Below are 23,763 nucleotides of genomic sequence, written 5' to 3' on the forward strand. Positions count from 1 at the left end.
TAGGAACAATAACGTGACCAATTGTTGTAAAGGAGACAAAAACGACAGGGATGATGAGAAGGAATGTGATGAATTGACAAACTCGTGGTATGGAAACGATACAGGTAAGTTCGGTGCAATGTCGTGCGCAGAAGGCACGCTGTTGTCATGCCGCAAAGCGGCACGCGCCCGACAAGGCGCGTGCCGGGGACGTAAAGCTAAATCGCCACTAATTCTCGCACGCCGTCGCGCGCCATGTCCGCGCCGCGCCCGCGTTGCACGATTTCACCACGCGACATCACCAGATAGCTATCGGCCAGTTCCGCGGCAAAATCGTAAAACTGTTCCACCAGCAGGATCGCCATGTCGCCGCGCTGCGCCAGTTGACGGATCACCGCGCCGATCTCTTTAATCATTGAAGGCTGGATCCCTTCGGTCGGCTCATCGAGGATCAACAGTTGCGGGCGGCAGGCCAGCGCCCTCCCGATGGCTAATTGCTGTTGCTGACCGCCGGACAAATCGCCGCCGCGTCGCTGCTTCATCTCATCCAGCACCGGAAACAACCGGTAAATCTCATCAGGCACCTGTCTGGCCTGCGCGCCCGGAAAGCGCGACAGCCCCATCAGCAGATTTTCCTCCACCGTCAGACGCGGAAAAATTTCCCGCCCCTGCGGAACATAAGCGATACCCGCCTGCACGCGCTGGTGCGGTTTGCGGCTATTGATCACCTCCCCTTGCCAGCGAATAGCGCCGGATTTCGCGGGGATCAATCCCATCAAACACTTCAGCAACGTGATCTTGCCAACGCCGTTACGCCCCAGCAGACAGGTGATTTCGCCGGGATTGGCTTCAAAAGAGAGCCCGCGCAAAATATAGCTGCCGCCGTAATATTGATTAAGTTCAGTAATCTGCAACATGTCAGCGCCCCAGATAAACGTCGATAACCTGCTCATCGGCCTGCACCTCGCGCAGCGAACCTTCCACCAGCACCTGCCCCTGATGCAGTACCGTCACATGATCGGCAATGGTTTCCACAAATCCCATGTCATGCTCCACCACCGTCAATGAATGTTTGCCCGCCAGACTGCGAAACAGTTCGGCGGTGTAATCAGTTTCGGCGTCGGACATCCCGGCGGCGGGCTCATCGAGCAGCAACAGATGCGGCTCCTGCACCAGCAGCATGCCGATTTCCAGAAACTGTTTTTGACCATGCGATAACAAGCCGGCAGGACGCTGGCGCTCATCGCCCAGCCGCAGCAATGTCAAAATATCGTCAATCTGGTCGCGCTGCCCGCTGTCAAGCCGCGCCCGCAGGCAGGCCCACACCGACTTATCGGTTTTCAGCGCGATCTCCAGATTCTCGAACACCGTCAGCGCCTCAAATACGGTCGGCTTCTGAAATTTTCGGCCTATCCCGACGCGGGCGATCTCCACCGGGGAGAGCGTCGTCAGGTCGGTGTGCTGATCGTAGAACACCGTGCCGTTGTCCGGTCGGGTTTTGCCGGTGATCACATCCATCAACGTGGTTTTGCCCGCGCCGTTCGGACCGATAATGCAACGCAGTTCTCCCACGCCGATATGTAATGACAAATCGGTCAGCGCGCGAAAACCATCGAAACTGACGTTAATGTTATCCAGTTGCAGCACCGGATCAGTCTGACGGCGACGACGATCCGCGGGGTGGGTTTGCGCGAATAACGGCTCAGTCATGTTTCCTCCGGTTAAGCAACCCAATGACGTCACGCGGCAGAAACAGCGTAACAAGAATGAACATCAACCCCAGAAAAAACAGTCAGTATTCCGGGAAAGCCACGGTAAACCAGCTTTTCGCGCCGTTGACAATCCCGGCGCCCAGCAACGGGCCGACCAGCGTCCCCCGCCCGCCGAGCGCGACCCAGATGGCGGCTTCGATCGAGTTGGTGGGCGACATTTCGCTGGGGTTGATAATGCCCACCTGCGGCACATACAGCGCGCCGGCCAGTCCGCCTTGGTTTTGGGCCGACCAGCCGCACGCCCAGCCGATTGGAGTTGTAGTGCACCTGCCATTCGGCGGCAAAAAACTCGTCAATCGCTTCGTGGGTAAAGAAATCCGGCGCGCCGTGCGGTCCGTAAAGCACGCCAATGCGCCACTCGTCGCGGTAAGCCGGGATCAGCGCCGTATCGACGGCCTGCGGTGCGCTAACCGGCGCGGGCGTAGCGCAGGCGGGTAAATCGGGTTGGGAGATCGCCAGCATATCCGCCACCCGCAGCGTGCGGCCCGCATGACCGCCGAACGCTCCCAGCGCAAAGGTCGAACGACTGCCAAGATAGCGCGGCACATCAATACCGTTGCGCACCGCCAGATAGGTGCGGCAGCCGGACTGCGCCCGTCCCAGCGTCAGCGTTTGTCCGGCTTTCACCGCGACCGGCCGCCAGTAGCCGACAGCCTGCCCGTCCAGTTCGGCGGGACATGCCGCTCCCGTCAGGGCGATGACGGCATCACAGTGAAAGCGTAACGTCGGCCCTTGCAATGTGAACTCCAGCCCTGCCGCCGATGCGTCATTACCCACAATGCGGTTTGCCAGCCGAAACGCGAAATCATCCATCGGGCCGGATGGCGGTACGCCGATATCCCAATACCCCAGACGGCCAGGATAGTCCTGCACGCTGCTCCAGGTGCCGGGCTGCACCACTTCGATAACCGACGCCGCCGGGGTGAAGCCGTCGAGCAACCGCGTCCACACCTTACCGTTGCGGAACGCGTCGGTGGCGATGATCTGGCGCAGATAGTCAAGGTTGGTGGCGATACCGTGCAGCCGCGTTTCATTCAGCGCCCGGCGCATTTTTTCCAACGCCTGATCGCGGGTATCCGCATGCACGATCAGTTTGGCGATCATCGGATCGTAATACGCCGAAACCTCGGTGCCGGTACTGACCCAGCCATCCACCCGCACATCCGCCGGGAAAGCCACTTCCGTCAACACGCCGGGGCTTGGCTGGAAGTTTTTCAGCGGATCTTCGGCATAGATACGCACTTCGATGGCCGCACCCTGCGGCGCGGCGGCCAGACGCGACCAGTCCAGCGGTTCATCAGCTGCAACATGCACTCCACCAGATCGAGCCCGGTCACGCATTCCGTCACCGGGTGCTCAACCTGCAAACGGGTATTCACTTCAAGAAAAAAGAATTCATCACGTTCGGCGTCGTAGATGTACTCCACCGTTCCCGCGCTGCGGTAATTGACGCGTTCGCCAAGCTTGACCGCCGAGGCCAGTAATGCCGCCCGCGTTGCGGCAGGCAGATGCGGCGCGGGCGTTTCTTCCACCACTTTCTGATTGCGCCGCTGCAACGAACAGTCGCGTTCGCCCAGCGCCGCTACCCGGCCTTTGCCATCGCCAAAAATCTGCACTTCCACATGGCGGGCGCGATCGATACAGCGTTCAAGAAACACACCGGCATCGCTGAAGAATTGCTCGCCCAGACGACGTACGCTTTCCCAGGCGGCACGTAGCGCGTCGGCATCCGCACAGCGGGTCAGGCCGCCGCCGCCGCCCGCGGTGCTTTTCAGCATCACCGGGTAGCCAATGTTTTCCGCCGCCGACAGCGCCTCCTCCAGCGACGAGAGCAGCGGCGTCCCCGGCGTCATGGGAACGCCCGCCTGCGCCGCGAGTTCACGAGCGCGATGCTTCAGGCCGAACTCGCCGATTTGCCGGGCGGTCGGCCCGACGAACACGATCCCGGCTTGCTCGCAGGCGGCGGCAAACGGCAGGCTTTCCGACAGAAAACCGTATCCCGGCCAAATCGCCTGCGCGCCGGACTGTTGCGCGGCGGCGATCACTTTATCGATACACAAATAGCTGTCGCTGGCCTTCTCACCGCCGATCGGCAGCGCGATATCGGCCTCTTTGACGTGCTGCGCGTTTTTATCAGCGTCGGAGTAAATCGCTACGCTGGTCACCCCCAAACGCTTCAGGGTACGGATCGCGCGGCAAGCAATTTCGCCCCGATTGGCGATTAACACCGTATTAAACATCGCTGGCCTCCTTGCGGGCGAGCCAGTTGCGCCAGCCGCCGAATTCGGTGATATCGAGGGCATCGCTCAGTGCGGCTGGTTCACAGATAAAGCCTTTAACCTGCCGCCCGTCGGCCAGCGTCAAGGTGCCAATCCCCAACGGCGCGGGGATCTCCGCGACGAATTCGCCAAAACGCGCCAGCGGAATATCCCACAGTTCGACAATAATCGCCGCGCCGTCGCTACTTTTTGCCAGACCGGGCTTCGCGGGTTGCGTATTCGCCAGCGCATAGAGACGGTAACTCTCGGCGGTTTGAGTTTCTTCCACCCACACGGCATCACGGCTGGTGAGTTGATGATTGAGCGGCATGCCGGTCAGATGCGCGCCGACCACCGCCAGCCGGACGTGCAGAGAAGAAGGCGGTAAAACGGCGGCATGAGAAGACGCGGGCTTGCCGGTTGCCCCCAGTTCGAGCGCCAGTTGCCTCTGCCAGCGCAAGCCGAAAGTCCCCAACGCGCGATCGTGCCATGCCGGGGCCAGCAGCGTGATACCGGCGGGCAAACCGTCTGCACGCAACGGCGCGGGCAGCGCCAGCGCCGACAAATCCGCCAGATTGGTAAAATTGGTGTACGTGCCTAACTGCGAGTTATAACGTACCGGTTCCTGCTTCATCGCTTCCAGCGTGTGAATGGTCGGCGAAGTCGGCACCACCAGCGCATCAAACGCCGCCAGCGTCTGCTGGATCTGACGGCTCAGTTCCGCCCGCAGATATTCCGCCTTGAACGCATCCACCGCGCTAAAGCGTTCACCGCTGGCGACAATCCCCTGCACCACCGGGTCCATCTGGTCGGCATGCCGCAGCATATCGCCGACGGCCACGGTGCGCTCGGCTACCCACGGCCCTTGATACAACTGTTCGGCCAGTTGGTTAAATACGCTGAAATCGATGGGATGCAGCGTCGCGCCGCTGTCTTGCAGCGCGTCCAGCGCGTTTTCCCACGCCGCCAGCGCCAGCGGATCATCAAAAAAGGTCGGCGTTGCCGGAATAGCAAAACGCGGCGCTTTCGGCAGCGCCGCTGGCGCGCGTCCCGGATTGCGGCGCGAATAGGCGTCCGTGGCATCAAAGCCCCCGGCCAGTTCCGCCACCAGAAAGGCATCTTCGACGGTCAGGGCGAATATCGACAGGGTGTCATTCAGGCGACAGGCAGGCACCACGCCGCTGGCGGATAACCAGCCTTTGGTCGGCTTCAGGCCGACAATATTATTAAACCCGGCGGGAACGCGCCCCGATCCCGCCGTATCCGTGCCCAGCGAAAAGCCCACCAGACCGCGCGCCAGCACGGAGGCGGAACCGGAACTGGAGCCGCCGCTGATATAAGCCGGATTAAAGGTGTTAGGCACCGCGCCAAACGGCGAGCGGGTACCGACCAGCCCGGTAGCGAACTGATCGAGATTGGTTTTGCCTATCACGATCGCGCCCGCCGCTTTCAGCTTCGCCACCGACGTGGCGTCATGTTCCGCCTGATAAGTAAACGCCGGGCAAGCCGCGCTGGTCGGCCAGCCCGCCACATCAATATTGTCTTTTACCGCAAAAGGCACGCTGAACAGCGGCAATGCGTCCGGGTGCTCGCTTTGTCTGGCGAGTAACGCCGCGATCTGTTGCCGCAACTGTTCAGGCGTCGCCAGATAGATCCATGCCGGGTCCTCAATAGAGAGGCTGGCAAGCAGCGTTTCCAGCGTCTCATTTATTGCACCGGCATATTGCTGATAGTGCTGTTTCCATTCCCCAAGGGTGAGTCCTGTCTTTGGCGGCATAATCTGAATCCCATCTAGTATACAAGATTGAATTCTAATTAGCGAAAACCGTGCCAAGTTTTAATTTATTGATTTTAAAGTTTTTTATTGAAATGACATCGAGTAATTTGCACAACCAACGGGCAACATTGCGCCATCATAGTGCGCAGTGCGGCATAAAAATGAAAAACGGGGCGCTTAAAGACAAGCCGACAATAAAAAGCTAGAATTCATGCTGATTTTTAACATTTATCGCAAATTTGCAACGGCAAAGGTTGGTCATATACCGCTCAGCCATACCACGACAAGAAGTGTAACGATGAAGAAAAAACGAATCCTGATCCCGCTGATCATCCTGATAGTGTTTATCCTCTACCTCAACCGTGATACGCTCAATCCTTTCGCGCCCGACTGCAAAAATCTGCCGGCGGGAACGCCCAAACCGGCTGAATGCCAGAAACCGGTGAAAGAGGTCGCGCCGGGTTTCGAGCTTTAAGATTTATGTAACTGGAAAGGCCGCAATTATGCGGCCTTTCCAGACACGAAAAATTCCCAGGTGTGAACTTTTTGTCTCCTGTCGCCACATACTCCATACGTAATTAATTATTCGTAGGATGTGGTTATATGCGAAATGACATTATAAAAGACCTGCTGGACTATTACCGGGTTGATAGTTCGACGCTACGCTCTCAAGATGGCGACGTGTACGCAATAAAAATAGGCGGAAGCGATGAGGTAGCCCTATTTCAAGATAAAGACGACTGGCTGCATTTGGTCATTGATCTTGGCGTCTCAACGTTAGCGCCAGAACAAATGTATAGAGATATTGCTTATTTTAACGACATCAACGTCAAACAGCCGCTGCTGGTATTAGGCGTTAATAGAAACGACGAACAGGTGACTCTGCATAGCCGCTTTCCTGTACAACAACTGAATAAAGTACGGCTGGTTGAATACTTCGAAAACTTTGTCGATAAATCAGCATTATTAAAAGGACATTTTAACCCTCATTCAGGAGTCAGAAATGGGTAATATGTGTATATCCGGGGCCGGCAACCACTATGATTCATCCAACGCGTCCTCTCCTACCGCTTCGCCAGTTCGCGTCAATGCCAGAATCCAGTCAGGCCAAGAATTAACATCGGTCAGGCAATTGAGCTCGCCTGAAAGGGAACGTTTTTTGAATGAGTTTGATCCCATGCGTTCGATTCCGGGCTTGAGCAACGAGTCTTCGGTATACCGCACCACGCCCAAAGAATTTGTCAAACACGGGATGATTGCAGGCAACCCAAAATCCAGTGCGAAAATAAATCTGCACGAACAATTAAATCCTAACTATATGAGCCGTCAGAGCATGGGCTTACCGATAGGCACGGCATTTGCGTATGTTCCCAAAGAATTACGGGCCGCAGACCTCGGCACGCCATCGCTGAACGTCATGTACGGCAGCAATGCGCTTGAAGCAGCGCAAACCTATGCTCAGTCGTCCAAATATGTAACTGTCGAGATGCGGCTGGGTGATTTTCTTGAGCGCGGCGGCAAAGTTTACAAGGATGTTTCCTCCTATTCCGCCGATCACAATACCTCCCACGCGCTAATCGTCACGCTGCCCAAAGGGGAAAAAGTGCCGGCGCGCATCATCGAATAGCCAGAAACGATGCGCTACGCGCGATGTCGGCCTTATCTCATGGTGCTGACTGGCTGATAAGCGTCCATCATGCCGGAGTAGTTACCAAGTCCCACGTCTGCTTGACATGACGCGCTATTACAGCCGCAGCCCCAGCCTGCACCTCAAGGGCCACTGGCTGGAAGCGGCGGGATTTGGCACGAATACCCCGGTCATTATCACCGTTGAGCGCGGACAACTGCTGATACGCATTGTGGCTGAGTGACGCAAAAAAATCCCGGCCTGTTTTAGGGGCCGGGATTTTTGCTAAACAAGTCCTAAAGATTCAGGTAGATCCCTTACATATTCGCATTTATCACCTCCATATTGAGAAGAGATATCTTTAAATATATTAACTAATTCATCTTTTTCTTTTTCATCAAGGAGCTGAAGTTCAGCAGCCATCTGCTCCATCGCATCAACTGCTATATCAGGATCTAGATGATCATCGTCAGTAAACTCTAAAAATATTGCTAAATCGGCGATCACTTTTACAAGCCTAACATCTTTATTCATGAACTATTTTCACCTCAATATTTTTAATACCTAGCTCATCAAACATTTTCTGTGCCCGATTAGCTTGAGCCTGATTGGGGACTTCCCACCGACCTGTCATGCCATTATTTTTAAGTGCTTCAGACTGCCGTAATGCTTGATTTTTCGCCTTTTGCATCGTAACAACAGATATTTTGCGGTCAACCATCACGTTGCCATCAACACCATCGAATCTAACTGATTTAGCCTTTCCGTCAGCATCAACTCTCTCAATGCTAGGAGCCTGACCTTTTTGCGTTTCTATATTTGAACGGGCACCAGAAGCAGAATCATTATAGTTACGTGCCCGTTGACTCATACTGGCATTTTCATCAACCCATTTGACTTTAATTTCATCACTGGCTTTATTGATGAGTTTTGACGCTTCAGCAACATCCCCTTTCTTCAGCGCCACTTCTGCTGCTTTTATCGCCTTGCCCGCCGCATCACCCGCTACGGGGATCAACCCAGCCATTGCTCTCGAGATAATCAATGGCAGACTGCGCTTCAGCAAAGCCCTTGATATCGCCCACAACCGGTATGAAGTCTAATCCAAAACCAGCAGCGCCTTTCAATAATTCATTGCGATGCTCACTTATCTTGGCCGAACACGCTTCTGCACTCATTCCAGCACAGTGCTGTGCCTTGAACTCCTCCACTGCTGCAACAAGCTGTTTCTGCGCATTCTGATACTTCTCTTCCTGCGACACACCAGAGACTTTGTTCTCGATAATGTCACTCAGCGCATTATTCTCAACCGCATTCCGCCCCGCCTGCGCACCGCTGGCCGCAGATGCCGTGTCTCCGCCGGTCAGACCTGAAGCCAGACCAGCCGCAAGCGTCGATAAGGCGCTGACAGACTGTTTTTCCGCTTCCGTCAGGTCATCCGCTTTCCGCCCCGGATATTGCGCCGCCATGATTGCCTGCGCCGCGCCTATCGCCCCTGCCGCCGCATCCTGATCGGACAGTTGTGCGATAACCGCGCCAACCACCGCGTGGGCCATCGCATTAGCAGCGATATTTTGCGATCATCTTGCCATCGTTGCGGATAGTCGAAGCGTCGATGGTGGTCTGCCCGTTGCCGGACAAGGTTCCCCGATTATCAAGCGCTCTGACGGAAAGCTGGCTGTCGCCGCCAGAAATCAGCATGCCTTGATTGCGAAAATCGCCGGTTGCCGTCAGATTTAGCGCATCCACCCCCAATAGGTTGCCCTGATTATCCAGTGAATCCACGTTCAGATTCAGCGTTCGCGCGGCCAGCGTGCCGCGCTGCGCAATCTGCCCGCCTGCCAGCGTCAAGGTATTCCCGGCGGCCAGGCCGCCCTGCCAGTCGCCCTGTTGCGTGGCGCGCACCGTCGCGCTGTTTGTCGCCTGAAGCTCGGCGCTACGGCTTCCGATCAAGATTTCCGCCTCAAGGCGAACCGACTGCGCCCCGGCTATCCCGGACAGCGCGATCGCCTTGCCTTGTATGTCAAGTTCGCTATCGGCTTTGATAACGCTCTGTTCATCCTGTCGCAGTGCTTTATCGGCCTTGATTGCCACGTTATCCGCCGCCAGTTGAGTGTTATTTAATGTTACGCCGTCACTTTTTATCGTTAATCGCTGCCCAGATTTCACCACGCCTTGCGCATCGACACCGGCGCTAATCCACGTGTTGTTGCTCTTCAATTCACTCTCAGCGGCGAGCGTAACCGACTGCTCCGCCCGTAAATCGGCATCGGTGAGTGCGATCTCCGCCTTCCCGCTCAGGTTAAGTTCGCCGCCAGCCTGTTGCTTACCTTGCAGCGCCAGCGAACCGCCCTGCGCCTGAATATTTCCCTGCGCAATCGCATCGCCCACGCTGAGTTTGCCATTCGCCGACAACCTGATATCGCCGCTACGGGCGCTCAAATTGCCGAGGTTGACGCCCACGCCTTTGTCGCTGGATACCAGTGTGATCCGGTTGCTGTACATGCCGCCTAACGCGCTGGTATCCAGCGCCACTTTGATATCGCTATTATCCGTCGCTTACGCCGTTATCTTGCCATCGGCATCGATCTGATTCGCGCCGAGCACCACTTGTACGTCATTCGCATTCAACCCCGCCTTAATCTGCGCCGTGCGGGAGATCAGACTGAGATAGTCGCTGTTGCTGGCATCCAATCCTTGTCCGGTTAGCGTAATATCGCCGCGTTTGACCTCAATGCCGTTTAATTTGCCCTGTGCGTCAAATTGCGGTTTGCCGGCGGTCAGGGTAACTTGCGGCGTATTGATGAACCCGCAGCCATCACAGGTGATGCCGTAAGGGTTGGCGACCATCACGCTGGCCTGTTTCCCGCCCACTTCCAGATAACCGGCCAGCGTGCTGCGGTTGGGTGAAACCACTTCGTTGATGATGGCGTTGGCCGCTTTCCCTTGCAGATTAGGGTTGTTCTGGATCAGACCGCCAAGTTGAGCCGCACCGTGCTGTTATTCAGGATCAGGCCGGATTTATCGACATTGAAATCGTGATATTGGTTATGGGAAACACCGGCGTTGTTCGGGGTGGCGATGTTCACCACCGGCACGCCATTACCGGCTTTATCCACCGCGGTATTGCCTGCGGCGACATTGACGCCAGCCGCCATCGCGGGCAGAACAGGCTGAAAGGCCATAAGATTAATCAACGTATAGGCTATGAATCGTTGTGTGGTTTTAATCGGTTTCATCCCTGTTCCCCTTGCGGCAACCTGTTTTCAACGTCTGATTTTTAATGACTAAAAAGCCAATCCGATACGGTAATAAACAGCGACGGCGTCAGGCTTTAACCAGTCTGGATATGCCAGCGGCCAGCCGACCGTTATCTGCTGCGTCAGGTACGAATTAGCCACGCCCGCGCCGATGGCCGCGCCCCACACCGTACCGGAGGATTCGCTCTCTTGCCGCTGGCCGGCAAGATGACCGCCATCCAGCGCCGCCGTTAAGGTCAGGTCGCCAATAATGGGGAAAGTCAGTGGCCGCCAGTTGACTTCATTGCGCCAGTAACCGCCACGGTTGCCTGATAGATACTGTTCTTTGAATCCGCGTACCGAACTCTCGCCGCCCAGCTTGACCTGCTCGCTGCCGTATAACGTTTGCGGGGAATACTTGGCATAAAGGTTGGTGAGATAATTGAGGTTTTCGTTGATCGGGTAGTAATAACTGGCGGCCAGCGTCAGCTTGTTAAACGCCGCTCGCGGCGCATCGTCCGCTTTACCGGCATCGCTTTCCGCCCCAAACCAACGTGTCCCGCGGCTGTACGCCGGGTTAAGCGTCGCCAGCCCGCCCCACAATTTCTGGCTGTGATTGATGCCGATAATGGCGCTGCTGAGTTTGCGGCTGCTGGAAAGCAAAAGCACATCGTTAAGATAGTTATGTCCGCTGCGCCGCGTCATGCCTGCCGACAGGCTGGTTTTCATCTCGCCATTGCGGAAAACCACGCGTGAGAGCGATAGACGGTGCGTCTGGCTGTCTCCGGTCGAATGCCAGAGGAAATCCCGATTGATAAAATCGTTACGATAACGGCTTTTAGAATAGTCGTATGTGAATGTCCAATAACCATACGGCAGCGATACGCCGGTTTGCAGATTTTCAGCGTTATTGCCATCGGAGAAGATGCTGCTGCGACCGCCGCTGATAAACCATTGATCGGCGATCCCCAGCACATTATCCGCCCATAATCCGCCGTTAAGCTGCTGTTCCCCGGTGCTTTTTTGTCCACTAATATCAAACTGATGTTTGCGCTTAGCGGCGTCTGTTTTTTGCGTGTCAGATTGACGATCGAATAACCGGCCCGGCTGCCCGGAAGAATTTCAATACTCACCTGTTGCGTCGGCATGCGGTTAAGCTGTTCCATCCCCTGTTCGATATCACGGAGATTGAGTATTTCGCCTTCCAGCCCAGGGAATATCTGTTTTAAAACTCGCTTTGATTCATTATCAATTTTAATATTTTCCAACCGCCCTTCCAGAATATCTATTGTCAATATTCCGCGGGACAAATCCTGAGCGCTAATAAAAGCGCGACTGGTAATATAACCGCGTTCGATATACCAATTACTGACGTCATGGATCAGTTGATTTATTTTATTAATATTAATACAACGATTAATATAATTTTTATTTAACCGCTGTTTATCTTTTTCACCCAATAATGAACTTTGGTTATAACGAATTCCATGGATGGCGAAGCACTGGCTCGCATCGCTTTCCCGCGCCTGATCCTGCTGCGCCTGTGGCTGATTCAGTTGTAATAAAGATTGGCGTTGCTGGCGGGCCTGTTCAATGACTTCCGCCTGACGTAGTTGTTTTTCATTGCGGTCTGCCGGATTAAGCGGTGCGGATAATACGCAATAAGGTAAAAAAAACAGGCAAAATAAAAAGCAGCCTGATAAAAGCCTGCATGGTTTTCATCCCTGTTGTTATTAATATTTGCTGGCATAGTAGAACCGTTAATTATCCATCTCAATATATTTTATGACATATAATTTTACAGCAATTAATTTAACTTAACTCAATATAAAATATTGCAATAACAGATAATGACAGAAATATTACATGGATTCATTCATCCGCCGACAAAAAGAGGGATACGCGGCGGGCGCAGCATTGGCGTCAATGCCACCAGGCACATTCAGGCAATAGGGTAAACGTATGGCTGGTTACATGGCATTTTTGATGCATCATATTGTATATTGAGCGTCTGGGCGCTGCCGATGCCCTTCACTGGGGGAATGCGTGAATTATCCAATTGGACAAATCAATCACAGTTATCTGGGGTCCAGCGTCTATACCATGCTGCGTGAGGCGCTGATTGTGGGCCGACTCAAACCGGATGACCGTCTGCGGATCCGTGAACTGGCGGCTCAGGTCGGCACCAGTGTGACGCCGGTACGGGACGCCATTTTGCAATTGGCTAAAGAGCAGGCGCTGGTGCTTAAAACCCCGCGGGACATTCGCGTGCCGCAATTAACCGAGGAACAATTCAGGGAGATCCGAACGCTGCGTCTTTCACTGGAAGGCACCGGCGCGGAACTCGCGGCCCAAAGGATAACGCCGCAGGATATGGCGCGTATGGCGGAGAATATTCAGCAAAACCGGCTGGCGATTGACAAAAACCATCTGCGTGAAGCGCTACGCTTAAATAGCGAGTTTCATTTGCTGTTGGCGCAAATGGCGCAGATGCCGTTGCTGAACCAATTTATCGGTAGCTTATGGATGCGTACCGGACCGTTAATCGCCCAAGCTTATACACACTTTTCATTGAAAATGGCGATTGAACATCATCATGATGTGCTCAATGCGTTACGCAAGCGAGATGGTCAGGCCGCCAGACAATCCATTCAGGAAGACATCCTTGACGGCAGTGAAACCATGCTGGCGTTTATTGTGGTCGAGCAGCGGGAATAACGGGCGATCCGCTGGGAAACAGACGGCGACACAGCGCGTTAATCGCGCTGTGTCGTTTCAGCGTCAAGCCGCTTCAACCTGAGAAAGCAGATTATTGATAAACAATCGGGTTTCCACCGCCTGACTGATAAATGCCGAGAGTAAGGCGTTAAAACTCGGTTCAGTCAGCGCATCCAATGTCTGTTGCGTACACAAACGCAGCGTGTCATTTTCATCCAGGGCCAGCCAGCATCCCTTCATCGCCGCCATTTCAAAATTCAGCAACAGCATCAAGTGATAAATCCCCACATTGTCATAGTGCTTAAAGCTTACCAACTGACAGTGCAGCAGTAATGCATCGCTATTGCCAGGAACTTCCAGCACGGCGGCTTCCTGTCCATCAGGCCCGTTCATCACGCAGACGCCATCTTGTAAATTTAGCGAAGTATGATGCGTCTGACCGTAATGTTGTAGTAACCGGGTCACTTGTTGTTGCGCAGGTGTCATCTGTGTCTTCTCCTTCATGGAATTATCCTTTTAGTTGCAAACCATATTGGTGCAATTGTTGCAGCGCGCTGACGGTGGATGGGTTCGCTTTCGCAATTTCTCCACGTAGCTGGTAACTTTGCGGCATCGTTTGATCCTTGCCATACTTGAAATCGACGCCGCCAAGCAGCTTGCTCATCGTCACGCCCGCGCTGCTGGTCGCATTCACAATCACCGCCGGGGTAGTGAATCCTTCGCTCTTTTTCGCTATTTGATTCACGTCTATATTGGCCAGCCGCAAATTATTGCGGTCTTTGATCATCTTGATCACATCATCTTTTCCGATAGTTTGATTCTGCAAACCTTGTTCAATTTTTTCCCGCACATCATCTTTGAGTTCCAATGTCACCATGACAGAGGCTTTATCGCTCTTCTGAAGCTGACTCACGATATCCTTTAACGCTGGGTTTTCCGCAATCAACGGCGTAATACGCTCGGCATTACTGGGCGCAAGCGTGGAAGACAGGTGGTTTCCCAACACATGAAACAGTCCATTTTCCGTCAAATTTTTCAGGTTGGTGTACGTCGTCATGTGTAGCACGCCGGACAGAATGGCGCCGTCACGTTGGGCCACATCCTGGCGGATATCCAGACGCTTCAAAGCCGTCAATCCCTGATGCTGTGCGTCCGTCTTGGCGGTTTTACCGGTAAAGTGCTCATTCAGGATCGTCAGTTGCTCATCCGGCTGCGACATTTTTTTAACGCTATCTATCAGCAGCTTGCTGGCCGGATCGGTGAAAGCCCCAGAAAGCGAATCAATGAGCATATTAAGGTCTTTTTTCTCCACCGGATCCGCTTTTTTCATGATCAGGTTGACCAATTGGCTGGTGCGTGAATCCACGGTCAGGTTTCCGCCGATGCTCACCGCCGGGAACACCGGGATCAGCCCTTTTGCCTCGACAAGCATACCCGCGGTAAGCGCGGCGTTTGCACCCAGCACCGCCTGGTTCATAACGCGCATCCGGTTATCGGTAGCCGCATAGATAGTCATTTTTTCACCTTCAGTAACGCTTCTTTCTTTGTTGGCGCTCAAAAAGTTGGCGCCCGCCGTCACCCCGACGGTGCCGCGCGTTAGGACGCTGACGGGCGCTGCGCCAACGTTGGTCAGGTCTATCGTGCCGCGCAACTCCAGGGCGGCGCTCCCTTCCAGATTAAAGGCGACCGTTCTGCCCGCCTTCACGCTGTGCTCCGCCCCTTTGCTCATCACCGCCAGCGGGTCCAGCGTGCCGCTGGTCAACCCATCAACAAACCCCGGAATTTCCTCATCTGGCAGCGCAAAGTACAGCGCGTTCCGCTGCGCTACCTGCAAGCCCGCCGAGATACTGGCGGAAAAACGCGTATCAGGGGTAAAATTATGTTTGCCGGCGATCTGCTGCGCCATTTTCGCCGAGGTTGTCCCGACCAGATATTCGCTCACGTCGTAGCCGCTGCCGAAGTTCAGTTTCCCCGTAATACCGCCGCTGCGTTCAAAGGCGACATAGGTGGTGTTATCCAGGCGTGTGAAATTCAGGCTGTAACCTCTGTCTCCATTGACGCCCGCTCCCGGTACGGGTGGGAAAGGCAATGAAGTGGAGGTTACGACGAACGCCGCCGACGCAGCGGCGCCATAAGACCGGCTGAAGGTAATGCTGTCGCCTTCAGCCATTGACGTCAGCGTCGCTTTCATCTTATCGGCCAGATCGGTTTGATTGCTGGCCTGCATCACGGTTTTCGAGGTGACGCTTATGGCGGCGTCCTCTTTTCTGAACGCCTTCATAAAGGTTTTCACGGCATCATAATCCGCTTCCAGCACCTTATGGTTGGTAAAGCCCATGTCGGTAAGCTTCTTCACCGGATTTGCGCCGTATTCGTTCTGTCGCAGCGAATTGAGCTCTTTCATCAACGGCGCCAGCGCCTTCTCGTCCGGCGACGTGCCGGATAACTCGCTGAGCCGATCAGTCAACTGATGTACCTGACCCAGCATTAACGTATCCAGCACCAGTTGGGATTTCGCCAGCGACACGGGATCATGCTTATCCCGCTGGACGCCGGACGCATCGGTATTCATTTTCTGATTAATCGGCGTCTTGCTGTCCACGAACGCCTGTATCACCGTAGCCGCCGTGCTTCCCTGGGTCGCGGGATTAGCCTTCATTGCGGCCAGCAACATGGGCGCCAAATCTTTTTCCTGACGCTGCCGCCCGGTAAAGTTAAGCATGGCGTCTTGAGTAGAGGATTTGATTTCCGTGTTGATCATATCCCGGTCATTCATCACGCCTGACTGTTTGCCGACAAGCATCGCGGCTTTAGCCGAACTGCTCTCCAGTTCGCTATGAAACTGCTTTAATAGATTGACTAGCGGCTGACCTTTTTTACCCAGATCCAGATCTTTTATCTTGCTCGCCAGATCCGGCGCCGGTTCGCTCAGGCCGCCGGTGGTTGCCGTTTCCAGTTTGTTAAGCAGCGTGCTTTGCATCTCATAAACCGGCTTCAACCCCTCACGCCCTTTGGCCTGATGCTGTACATGGTCGGCAAAGGTTTTCAGCGGACGCGGCACCTCCAGCGAGAAGTTGACGATATGCGCCCGCACCAGATCGGCGAGTTTACTTTTCACCTTCTGTGATTCCTCGCCGGTTTTCCCCAATACCTGAAAATCAGCTTTCGCGGTTAGACCGGTCAGCGGCATACGCTTCCCTTTCGTGGCCGTATTCAGCGTATTGAATAAGTCTTCCGCCGCACGCGTATTGCCGTTTGACACCGCTTTGCCTTTCGGCACCTCGGTTTTCCACTCTCCCGATTGCATGGTATGCAGTTGATGATCATCATGCGCAATCCGCACACGATTCTGCGCATCAGTGCCAAGCGAGGTTATTTTACCGTCTATCGGCGTTTTCACCGGCTGCCACTGCGCTTCGCCGTGATTAGCCGCATTTTGCCAGTCGTTTTTCGGCAACTGGAAGAGTTTACCTTCATTATTCAGCGCAAAAAGATTCTGCTGGCTATCCAGCGTAATGTTGCGGATAGCGCCGGTTAAACCCTGATTGGGCAACGCCAGCGGCGGTGACGCCAGTTTTTCTGTACCGTGTTTGATGTGGTGGAAATGCAGATCGCCTTGCTGATTGACGACGATGAATTTATTGCGGCTAATTACCGCCAGGGACGAAACGCCGTCCTCTTTGCTGATGCCGGGCAGCGGCAGGCCGGCGGAAGGCGTCGGACGTACTTGCGCCAGCGCGAAGACGTTATTATCCCCGTGAGGAAACGCGGCTGACTTCAGATTGACGGCTAATGGTTTAACTTCGCCGTCTTTAAGGATATAGGCCTTGTTGTCCAGTCCCCGCTTAAGATCGACGGCCTCGATGCCGGAAGACTCCCAAGCCTGGGCATTTCCGTTGTAGAAATGAACCTGTCCATCCTGAAGCGCCAGCTTACCCTGGTGCCCCAGATCCACGGTATCCTTATTTTCAGGCACCAATGGCTTCAATCCAAGCGTATCATCCACCACCAGACTATCACTCAGGTTCCAGCCTGGCGTCGGCGACAGGGCATTCTCACCCAATGACGCCACATGTTTTTGTCCCTGACGATCAGTCGCCAGCGCATGTGTCTGCCCCTGTTCATCATGAGCAAACCCGGTGATACGGTGATCGGCTCCCAACGCCCCATCTAATTCAGGGGTTTCAAAAGACTCCAGCGTCACACTTTGCTCGCCCGGTTTGGGCAGCAGCGCATGAAAAAGCTTGCCCTCATTATCGGCGATTAGCAGATGTTGATTGGTAATGGCAACCGCGCTCGCATGTACCGGTCCATTATCCTCCCGTTTCAGTTCGATTGTCTGGGAAGCAGCGTCCAGTGAAGGTGACAGGTGCAGTTGTGCCATATGATCCTTTTCGGTCAGCACGGCCACCTGTCCACGCTGATTGGCGGAAAAGGCGCTGATTTTATCGCTGAATGACGCCGCGTCCGTTCCCGCAGAGAGATTGCTCAACGTCTGACCATCCTTAATCGCATACAGTTGACCATCTCCCTGCCAGGATAACTGACTGTGCAGCGTATCGTCGGTTTTCTGCCACACGCCGAACTCGGTTTTGAGCGAAAACAGTTTGCCGTCATGGATCCGCAGTTGCTCACCTGCGGCGGATGATGAGGCGGGTTGTTGGTAGACGCCGGTCAACAGTTCATGATTCATACGCCCTGTTTCAACCGGTGCGCCTGCCGTGGCGCCGCGTCCGCTGCTATGCAGCGCGACATGACTATTCTCTTCACTCTGGATCATGAACTGACGACCGGACTTATCCAACAACATCTGCTGACGGCCATCCTGACTTTCATGGTGGGACACAAACGGCTGATGGTTTTTTCCCAACGTCTGTTGTAACAGCGTGATCAGCGTATCCGGCAATCCCTTACCAAACTGAAGTTTTCCGTGATCATCAATCTTGACGTTGAACGTCGGTTCGGGCGGCATCCGCGCCATGCTTTGTATCGGCGAGCATGATGACAGCATGGCGCGTAAATCTTGTTGCGTCTTTGCTCTGGCTATCGGCGTCTGGCTGCTCTCGTCCTGCTCCATGATCTTGGGCCGTGAACCAATTGAATCTTCTCGCCGTGATGAACCTGGGGCGCTGTGAAATGAATCAGTTTCAGCATCGCTTGGCCGCGGCGAGGTCGGCGGGGTGTAAAACTCATCGCTGCGCTCGCTCACACTGCCGGACTCGCTGCTTGCTTTCTGCTCTTGCGCCGCTGACGCGCTGCGATGTGACGCGCCTTTAACTGAATTATCCGCCGCCAGCAGTTCGCGTAATGTCCGCGTTGTTTTCTTCGGCGGCTCGGCAACCGGCGTGGAATCAGGCATGGAACGCGACATACTTTGAATTGGACCGCCGGACGACAGCGCTTCACGCATGGTTCGAGGTACGCTGTGAATCGGGCCGCCGGACAATAGTGAATCGCGCAGTGTGCGCGGCAAATTCTGGATCATACCGCCCGATGACAGCGCCGAACGCAGATCCTTCAGGCGCGAACTCTGGCTCTTCACCTCGCTGCCTGATCCCTGCTCTAACATCGGCTGCTTATTTTTATCGTGTATTCCTTGCTGGATCAGCGACGGTACATTTTGTTGACGCGCACTGCTGCCAGCGCCTTGCGTCAGGGACGATGAGCGTGAATGAGACGGACTAATTTCGACAAGAGGCTGACTTGAGCCGACATGATTAATTTGCATGAAGGATACCGTGATAATTAGTAGCTGTTAATGCTAAGTGATTGCGCAGACCATCCGGTTCCCTCCTTCCGCTTTATTTATTATTTTCATCGGGAACCGGTTTCCTCCTTCCATCACTTAACACTAAACAGACGAAAGACTGTTCACCCGCAATGAATATCTATCTAACTTCAACGAAAGGACCCCCTTATGTCTGAAATCAATATATCGCTTAATATGCAACCCGGAACAGGTTTTTCACCTGTGGATTCCAATTCGCTGTCTGGCGATCGTAATGGCGCATCCTCACGATCGCCGCTACAGGACAGCCAATTACTGGAGGCGTTGGGCGTCCTGCTTACCGCGTTGCTGCCGAATCTGCTGAGTAACGGGCAATCGTCATCCAATAATTCGCCCCTTGGCCAAGCGGCGGGAACCGGCAATACGACCGGACAGAACGGTAATCCCGCTGAAATGCTGATGAAAATGCTCGAAACGCTGATGCCGTCCAATAATGCGCAAGGCGCGGGCAGTCAGGGAGGGGTTCCCGGCGGCAATAACGGTACGTCGCCACTATCAGGCGCGACAGGCGCCAACGGCGCGCAAAACCCTGAAAATCTGGGACGTTCTCTGTTACAGGACACCACCTGCAACGCGCTCAATAATGCCATCAGCCCAACCGCCGATGGCGGCGGTCAGATCAGCGGCAATATGTTGCTCAAAGCGCTGATGGAGTTGATTGCCAATCTGATGGATATGCAACAAGGCGAATTCGGCCAGCCGCAAAATGGTACGTCGCAAAACGGCGCATCACCAGCCAGCACCACGATGAACTCCCCCTCATTTAATAGTCCGTCGATGACGAGTCCATCCATGACCAGTCCGTCGATGACGAGTCCATCCATGAATAGCCCGACGCTTAATAATACGACGTCACCATCCTCCACCGCCGGCGTCGCGGCGTCGACCTCCCCCCTGAGCGGCACCAATAGCCCCACCACGGAGACGGGAAAAACCGGCGCAGTGAATTTCCCTACCGCCGGCAAGGACGTCACCACGGTGAATGACACCATTAAAGTCGGCCCCAGCGAGGTCTTTGACGGTGGCGGTAAGACTTTTGTCGCAGGCAATAAATTAGGCGACGGCAGCCAGGCTGAAGGTCAGAAACCAATATTTGAACTGGCTGAAGGCGCCACACTGAAAAATGTGGTGTTTGGCGATAACGCCGCCGACGGCGTTCATGTCCGTGGCGATGCGAAAATCGATAATGTGCATTGGACCAATGTCGGTGAAGATGCGCTGACCGTTAAATCCAATAACGGTAAGCCAGCCAACGTTGAAATCACCAACAGCAGCGCACAGGGCGCCTCAGACAAAATCTTCCAGTTGAACGCCGATGCCAATCTGACTATCGATAACTTTAAAGCAAAAGATTTCGGTACTTTTGTGCGCACCAACGGCGGCCAACAGGGTAACTGGAATCTTAACCTGAGCAATATTGACGCGGAAAACGGCAAATTCTCGTTTGTGAAAAGCGACAGTGCGGGGTTGAATGTAACAGGCAGCAACCTCAACCTGACCAACGTCAACAATCCTTACAAAGTGCCGCAATCCGCTAACCTACAGGTGAATTAATATGCACAATACCATGACTGATACTCATAACGCGCCCACACGCTGGGCGGACCTGGCCAGACAAGGCGGATACCTGTCGCCGGAACAACGCCAGGCATTCGAACGAGCCATTCACCAGGTCACCCAATGCCTGGACGAGGTATTAACCCAGAAAAGCGCCCCCCAACGGGGAGCCTTTGAGTTTGATGCCTTCGTGGATTTGCTGGAGCAGGATTTTTTGCGTCATGCGGATCTGCATACGGAAAACGGTTTGCACAGCGACGTCGCGCAAACCGCATTCTGGATAATCCGCAATATGGCCGATCATCTGATTACCGCGCGTCAGGCGGCGGCATTATTCAAATAAATCATTAAGTCAGTTTCGCCATCTGCCCGGCAGGTGGCTTTCCCAGCCCGATGCTAACCAGCACCGGCATCAGGAGCACCACTTCTAGCGAAATTCCCCAGCGTTGATACAATCAAACTGGCCCCCGCACCAAGGATCAGGACCCCCCATAACCGTTTTCACCCTGTGTTTAATACATTCCGTGGCTGGCTCTTTTGGGCAAACAAGCCAATAAGCGTAATCAGACCAACCAGAATCGACGGTTCGGCCAGGACATCACGCTATCGCCGGCCGTTCATTTGGCCGAACCTAAAATCTGTTGTCATGGAGAGATTGCTTTCGTCGTGTTGCTTGAATGCCAGCGTCGTCGGATGAAAATCCCTTACGATCTGGCGCTGGTCTGTCTGGATGGTTCAGTGCAATGCGACCATACTTTTCCGGCGCTGACCGCCCGGTGGCTCGAATATGAAACTCAGGGCGCGGTAGTGGGACGCCTTGGGTTGGCGATGATCAACGGCGATAGTCCCCCGCCCGCCATAAAAACCATAAAATTAATCTTTGAACCCCGCGCCAGTTGTTGAACGAAGAAACAGGGCTTGCGCCCTGTTTCTTATAACTAAAAGCCGATAACATTCTGTTACCAGGCCATTTTTTTCAATCCCATATTGACGAAACGGTCGCCAACAATGGAAGCGTCGATGCCCATTGACGAACCGCCCATACCACGGGCTTGCAAGTTAGCATTGCCGGTATCGCCCGCCACGGCGCTCTTAATCATGCCCGCCGCTTTCGTGAATTGATCCATGCTTTCTTTGGTCATGCCATCATCACCCGGCTTGCTGAGCGCTCTTGCCCATGATTTGTTATCCTGCTTCGACGTGTCCCATTTGTCTTTCTGGTGATGAGGTTTACCAAAGACCTCAGGGTATTGATCCATAAACTCACCGACCTGTTTCGCCGTTTGACGATCCTCTTTCTCGATGTAGTAACGATTCTTTCCTAAGCCATACGAGCTGACACTATTCAGTTCCTGCAAACCGGCTTTCTGGCTGACGCTTAGTCCCATCGCACTGCCAAGCTGATTGAAGGAATCAGCGCCGCTCAGCCCCTGCAGACCATTATTGTTCAACTGTAATGGCGTCTGCGACCCCTGTGCCTGACTCAAACCGCCGCCGCTGATAGCGGTCAACATATCTTTTGCGCCCTGAGTGTAAGCCGAGATTTCCGGGGAAGACGGCGTCTTGTTGCCGAACAATCCACCCATGCCATTTTGAAGCTGCGACAGGCCGCCTAACATATCATCCAATGCCTGAAGCATCAGGTTACCCATCATCATGCTTGGGTTCATCGCGTTCATACCGGTATTCAACGCGCTACCCAGCCCATTCGCCAGACCGCCAACCAGACTGCCGCCCAGACCGGTCGCCAGACCACCGGCCAGACCGCCGCCGAGACCACTTGCCAGGCCGCCAGCAAGACCGCCTCCCAGTCCGCTTGCCAAACCACCACCGAGACCGCTCGCCAGACCACCGGCCAGACCCAGCCCACTACTCAGACCGTTTGCCAGACCACCACCGAGACCGCTCGCCAGACCCAATCCACTGCCCAGACCATTTGCCAAACCACCGCCAAGACCACTCGCCAGACCCAATCCACTGCCCAGACCACTCGCCAGACCGCCGGCCAGACCCAGCCCGCCCATCATGCCAGCGCCATTCATACCGCCCATCATGCCAGCGCCATTCATACCGCCCATGAACAGCATGGAAGTCATCAGATCTGCGAGTTGTTCCGCTATTTTGTTAGGGTTTAGCGCATCGCTAACCGCATTCTGTAATGCATTACCACCATGCGAGTGATTTTTGGCTGACGACAAGCCGTTGTTGCCGTCGGTTTTGATGGTAACCTGTAATGAAGTACCGCCACCAAGAGAAGTAATCATAATATTTCCTTAAATTAATGGGTTTGTGAACAGCGCCATCCTGTTTGCCGATTAGGACGGCCTGCATGATATTGGCGCTCCTTATTTAAGTGATTCCGCGACCAATTCAGTTCCCGCATCCATGCCTGAAAACAGCTATTTCAACTATTTCCCGTTATTAGTATTGGCGCGCTATGCTGGCGGCAGCGCCGCCAGTTGCAGCAGGTTGGTGATAGTCTGCGAAACGGATTCTTCCGCTATCGGTAAAGCATGGCGCACGATTAATTGCTGCTGAGCATCCATACTCAGATAACACTTTCCCAGCGTTTCCGCCTGCTGAAAGCGCTGCCGCAACATCTGGCGTATTCGCTCGGCATAACGTCGGCCAGATGGCAACGTCAGACACAACGCGATCTCCGACGACACCGGAAGACGCTGAAAATACAACGTGACACCGTCACTACGCATCCACATGCCATCGGATGAGTGCGCCATCGCCGCAATAAAATCCTGCTGCCGGGTAAACACATCGTTGCATTCAATCATTGACCGGCACCCGGCTGAAATCCGCGGGGCCATTACGCAGATCGGGCTGCCACCAGATAACGAGTTGGCGACCGTCAGGTTGCGGGCGACACGTCACCGATGTGCAATTCGCGACCGTACGGGAACTGGAACAGGCGCTCAGCAACATCACCGCCAGCAGGGGCAACAGGTATTTATTCCACCCGCTTTTGTAATGAGGCGGCGTGGCGACTGAAAATTGTTTACTCATCGCATTTTTCCACATAAGGCTTTTCCTGAA

Annotated in this window: 23 protein-coding genes and 4 pseudogenes; 8 read left to right on the forward strand and 19 right to left on the reverse strand. The window is 54.3% G+C overall.

Annotated elements, in window-relative coordinates:
- Nucleotides 1-197: 197 nt before the first annotated feature.
- The 5 genes and pseudogenes from urtE to atzF all read right to left on the reverse strand — a co-directional run bounded on the left by urtE (nt 198) and on the right by atzF (nt 5,786).
- Complete coding sequence (gene urtE, locus DES54_RS03450; RefSeq protein ID WP_113865221.1) at nt 198-896, reverse strand: urea ABC transporter ATP-binding subunit UrtE; 699 nt, start codon at nt 894-896, stop codon at nt 198-200.
- A 1-nt stretch (nt 897) separates the two neighbouring features.
- Nucleotides 898-1,689 (reverse strand): urea ABC transporter ATP-binding protein UrtD, encoded by a 792-nt coding sequence (urtD, locus tag DES54_RS03455; protein WP_113865222.1) that lies wholly within the window; start codon nt 1,687-1,689, stop codon nt 898-900.
- Nucleotides 1,682-1,963, reverse strand: a pseudogene (locus tag DES54_RS03460) (ABC transporter permease subunit); the annotation flags it as partial. The pseudogene DES54_RS03460 and the gene urtD, both read right to left, overlap by 8 nt.
- Nucleotides 1,959-3,991: pseudogene (locus DES54_RS03465) on the reverse strand (5-oxoprolinase/urea amidolyase family protein); the annotation flags it as partial. The pseudogenes DES54_RS03460 and DES54_RS03465, both read right to left, overlap by 5 nt.
- Nucleotides 3,984-5,786 (reverse strand): allophanate hydrolase, encoded by a 1,803-nt coding sequence (gene atzF / locus DES54_RS03470; protein WP_113865223.1) that lies wholly within the window; start codon nt 5,784-5,786, stop codon nt 3,984-3,986. The pseudogene DES54_RS03465 and the gene atzF, both read right to left, overlap by 8 nt.
- Before the next feature lie 298 nt (nt 5,787-6,084).
- Here atzF and DES54_RS18545 point away from each other — a divergent pair, with 298 nt between their 5' ends.
- The 4 genes from DES54_RS18545 (at nt 6,085) to DES54_RS03485 (ending at nt 7,657) form a co-directional block, all read left to right on the forward strand.
- On the forward strand, nt 6,085-6,261 hold the full coding sequence (locus tag DES54_RS18545; protein ID WP_169050457.1) for a hypothetical protein: 177 nt from the start codon (nt 6,085-6,087) through the stop codon (nt 6,259-6,261).
- Nucleotides 6,262-6,389: 128 nt separating this feature from the next.
- A complete protein-coding gene (locus tag DES54_RS03475; RefSeq protein WP_113865224.1) occupies nt 6,390-6,797 on the forward strand; it encodes a CesT family type III secretion system chaperone in 408 nt (135 codons plus the stop codon).
- Between the two features lies 1 nt (nt 6,798).
- Entirely contained in the window at nt 6,799-7,413 is a 615-nt protein-coding gene (locus DES54_RS03480; RefSeq protein WP_248290701.1) for an AvrPphF family type III effector, read from the forward strand.
- A 106-nt stretch (nt 7,414-7,519) separates the two neighbouring features.
- The gene (locus tag DES54_RS03485; RefSeq protein ID WP_113865226.1) at nt 7,520-7,657 is read left to right on the forward strand and encodes a SymE family type I addiction module toxin; all 138 of its coding nucleotides are present in this window, start codon (nt 7,520-7,522) and stop codon (nt 7,655-7,657) included.
- 41 nt (nt 7,658-7,698) lie between these two features.
- Here DES54_RS03485 and DES54_RS03490 read toward each other — a convergent pair whose 3' ends face one another.
- The 8 genes and pseudogenes from DES54_RS03490 to DES54_RS19330 all read right to left on the reverse strand — a co-directional run.
- The gene (locus DES54_RS03490; RefSeq protein ID WP_113865227.1) at nt 7,699-7,947 is read right to left on the reverse strand and encodes a hypothetical protein; all 249 of its coding nucleotides are present in this window, start codon (nt 7,945-7,947) and stop codon (nt 7,699-7,701) included.
- Nucleotides 7,940-8,440 carry a hypothetical protein gene (locus DES54_RS19085; protein WP_113865228.1) on the reverse strand — a complete coding sequence of 167 codons (501 nt, stop codon included), beginning with the start codon at nt 8,438-8,440 and terminating at the stop codon, nt 7,940-7,942. Before DES54_RS19085 ends, DES54_RS03490 begins: the two co-directional genes overlap by 8 nt.
- A complete protein-coding gene (locus tag DES54_RS18665; RefSeq protein ID WP_113865229.1) occupies nt 8,412-8,969 on the reverse strand; it encodes a VENN motif pre-toxin domain-containing protein in 558 nt (185 codons plus the stop codon). The genes DES54_RS19085 and DES54_RS18665 overlap by 29 nt, the downstream gene beginning before the upstream one ends.
- Before the next feature lie 4 nt (nt 8,970-8,973).
- Nucleotides 8,974-9,948, reverse strand: a complete 975-nt coding sequence (locus DES54_RS19090) for a translocation/assembly module TamB domain-containing protein (RefSeq protein WP_276309731.1) — start codon at nt 9,946-9,948, stop codon at nt 8,974-8,976.
- 24 nt (nt 9,949-9,972) lie between these two features.
- Nucleotides 9,973-10,329, reverse strand: coding sequence for a two-partner secretion domain-containing protein (locus DES54_RS18785; RefSeq protein ID WP_240634915.1), 357 nt, complete (start codon nt 10,327-10,329; stop codon nt 9,973-9,975).
- Nucleotides 10,330-10,382: 53 nt separating this feature from the next.
- On the reverse strand, nt 10,383-10,652 hold the full coding sequence (locus DES54_RS18790) for a two-partner secretion domain-containing protein (protein ID WP_240634916.1): 270 nt from the start codon (nt 10,650-10,652) through the stop codon (nt 10,383-10,385).
- A 48-nt stretch (nt 10,653-10,700) separates the two neighbouring features.
- Nucleotides 10,701-11,687 (reverse strand): ShlB/FhaC/HecB family hemolysin secretion/activation protein, encoded by a 987-nt coding sequence (locus DES54_RS19325; RefSeq protein WP_427846352.1) that lies wholly within the window; start codon nt 11,685-11,687, stop codon nt 10,701-10,703.
- 137 nt (nt 11,688-11,824) lie between these two features.
- Nucleotides 11,825-12,112: pseudogene (locus DES54_RS19330) on the reverse strand (POTRA domain-containing protein); the annotation flags it as partial.
- A gap of 586 nt (nt 12,113-12,698) precedes the next feature.
- Between DES54_RS19330 and DES54_RS03515 the strand changes: the two are divergent.
- The gene (locus tag DES54_RS03515; protein ID WP_113865230.1) at nt 12,699-13,370 is read left to right on the forward strand and encodes a GntR family transcriptional regulator; all 672 of its coding nucleotides are present in this window, start codon (nt 12,699-12,701) and stop codon (nt 13,368-13,370) included.
- A 63-nt stretch (nt 13,371-13,433) separates the two neighbouring features.
- Here the strand turns inward: DES54_RS03515 and DES54_RS03520 are convergent, their stop codons facing one another.
- Together DES54_RS03520 and DES54_RS03525 are read right to left on the reverse strand one after the other, a co-directional pair.
- Nucleotides 13,434-13,856 carry a type III secretion system chaperone gene (locus tag DES54_RS03520; protein ID WP_113865231.1) on the reverse strand — a complete coding sequence of 141 codons (423 nt, stop codon included), beginning with the start codon at nt 13,854-13,856 and terminating at the stop codon, nt 13,434-13,436.
- A 22-nt stretch (nt 13,857-13,878) separates the two neighbouring features.
- Nucleotides 13,879-19,098: an AvrE-family type 3 secretion system effector gene (locus DES54_RS03525; RefSeq protein WP_240634917.1), complete on the reverse strand. Its 5,220-nt coding sequence runs from the start codon at nt 19,096-19,098 to the stop codon at nt 13,879-13,881.
- A gap of 189 nt (nt 19,099-19,287) precedes the next feature.
- On the opposite strand from DES54_RS03525, the gene DES54_RS03530 reads away from it, so the two are divergent.
- Together DES54_RS03530 and DES54_RS03535 are read left to right on the forward strand one after the other, a co-directional pair.
- Nucleotides 19,288-20,712: a pectate lyase gene (locus DES54_RS03530; RefSeq protein WP_113865232.1), complete on the forward strand. Its 1,425-nt coding sequence runs from the start codon at nt 19,288-19,290 to the stop codon at nt 20,710-20,712.
- A 1-nt stretch (nt 20,713) separates the two neighbouring features.
- On the forward strand, nt 20,714-21,058 hold the full coding sequence (locus DES54_RS03535) for a penta-EF hand family protein (RefSeq protein ID WP_113865233.1): 345 nt from the start codon (nt 20,714-20,716) through the stop codon (nt 21,056-21,058).
- An 86-nt stretch (nt 21,059-21,144) separates the two neighbouring features.
- Here the strand turns inward: DES54_RS03535 and DES54_RS19335 are convergent.
- A pseudogene (locus tag DES54_RS19335) lies at nt 21,145-21,309 on the reverse strand (PTS transporter subunit IIC); the annotation flags it as partial.
- Here DES54_RS19335 and DES54_RS03545 point away from each other — a divergent pair.
- Complete coding sequence (locus DES54_RS03545; protein ID WP_113865292.1) at nt 21,253-21,618, forward strand: substrate-binding domain-containing protein; 366 nt, start codon at nt 21,253-21,255, stop codon at nt 21,616-21,618. The pseudogene DES54_RS19335 and the gene DES54_RS03545 sit on opposite strands and share 57 nt — an antisense overlap.
- Nucleotides 21,619-21,674: 56 nt before the next feature.
- On the opposite strand, the gene DES54_RS03550 is transcribed toward DES54_RS03545, so the two are convergent.
- The 3 genes from DES54_RS03550 to hrpT all read right to left on the reverse strand — a co-directional run bounded on the left by DES54_RS03550 (nt 21,675) and on the right by hrpT (nt 23,733).
- Complete coding sequence (locus DES54_RS03550) at nt 21,675-22,979, reverse strand: type III secretion protein HrpN (protein ID WP_113865234.1); 1,305 nt, start codon at nt 22,977-22,979, stop codon at nt 21,675-21,677.
- A 171-nt stretch (nt 22,980-23,150) separates the two neighbouring features.
- A complete protein-coding gene (locus DES54_RS03555) occupies nt 23,151-23,504 on the reverse strand; it encodes a type III secretion protein (RefSeq protein ID WP_113865235.1) in 354 nt (117 codons plus the stop codon).
- Nucleotides 23,497-23,733, reverse strand: coding sequence for an HrpT family type III secretion system protein (hrpT, locus tag DES54_RS03560; protein ID WP_338075478.1), 237 nt, complete (start codon nt 23,731-23,733; stop codon nt 23,497-23,499). Before hrpT ends, DES54_RS03555 begins: the two co-directional genes overlap by 8 nt.
- Nucleotides 23,734-23,763: the final 30 nt, after the last annotated feature.

It is taken from the genome of Brenneria salicis ATCC 15712 = DSM 30166, from assembly GCF_003315515.1.
Lineage (GTDB): Bacteria > Pseudomonadota > Gammaproteobacteria > Enterobacterales > Enterobacteriaceae > Brenneria > Brenneria salicis.

Excerpts from the sequence above, each read along its gene's own strand:
- urtE (WP_113865221.1), bottom strand. The coding sequence starts at position 896 with ATGTTGCAGATTACTGAACTTAATCAATATTACGGCGGCAGCTATATT.
- urtD (WP_113865222.1), bottom strand. The coding sequence starts at position 1,689 with ATGACTGAGCCGTTATTCGCGCAAACCCACCCCGCGGATCGTCGTCGC.
- atzF (WP_113865223.1), bottom strand. The coding sequence starts at position 5,786 with ATGCCGCCAAAGACAGGACTCACCCTTGGGGAATGGAAACAGCACTAT.
- DES54_RS18545 (WP_169050457.1), top strand. The coding sequence starts at position 6,085 with ATGAAGAAAAAACGAATCCTGATCCCGCTGATCATCCTGATAGTGTTT.
- DES54_RS03475 (WP_113865224.1), top strand. The coding sequence starts at position 6,390 with ATGCGAAATGACATTATAAAAGACCTGCTGGACTATTACCGGGTTGAT.
- DES54_RS03480 (WP_248290701.1), top strand. The coding sequence starts at position 6,799 with ATGTGTATATCCGGGGCCGGCAACCACTATGATTCATCCAACGCGTCC.
- DES54_RS03485 (WP_113865226.1), top strand. The coding sequence starts at position 7,520 with ATGACGCGCTATTACAGCCGCAGCCCCAGCCTGCACCTCAAGGGCCAC.
- DES54_RS03490 (WP_113865227.1), bottom strand. The coding sequence starts at position 7,947 with ATGAATAAAGATGTTAGGCTTGTAAAAGTGATCGCCGATTTAGCAATA.
- DES54_RS19085 (WP_113865228.1), bottom strand. The coding sequence starts at position 8,440 with ATGGCTGGGTTGATCCCCGTAGCGGGTGATGCGGCGGGCAAGGCGATA.
- DES54_RS18665 (WP_113865229.1), bottom strand. The coding sequence starts at position 8,969 with ATGGCCCACGCGGTGGTTGGCGCGGTTATCGCACAACTGTCCGATCAG.
- DES54_RS18790 (WP_240634916.1), bottom strand. The coding sequence starts at position 10,652 with ATGAAACCGATTAAAACCACACAACGATTCATAGCCTATACGTTGATT.
- DES54_RS03520 (WP_113865231.1), bottom strand. The coding sequence starts at position 13,856 with ATGACACCTGCGCAACAACAAGTGACCCGGTTACTACAACATTACGGT.
- DES54_RS03525 (WP_240634917.1), bottom strand. The coding sequence starts at position 19,098 with ATGCAAATTAATCATGTCGGCTCAAGTCAGCCTCTTGTCGAAATTAGT.
- DES54_RS03530 (WP_113865232.1), top strand. The coding sequence starts at position 19,288 with ATGTCTGAAATCAATATATCGCTTAATATGCAACCCGGAACAGGTTTT.
- DES54_RS03535 (WP_113865233.1), top strand. The coding sequence starts at position 20,714 with ATGCACAATACCATGACTGATACTCATAACGCGCCCACACGCTGGGCG.
- DES54_RS03550 (WP_113865234.1), bottom strand. The coding sequence starts at position 22,979 with ATGATTACTTCTCTTGGTGGCGGTACTTCATTACAGGTTACCATCAAA.
- DES54_RS03555 (WP_113865235.1), bottom strand. The coding sequence starts at position 23,504 with ATGATTGAATGCAACGATGTGTTTACCCGGCAGCAGGATTTTATTGCG.
- hrpT (WP_338075478.1), bottom strand. The coding sequence starts at position 23,733 with ATGAGTAAACAATTTTCAGTCGCCACGCCGCCTCATTACAAAAGCGGG.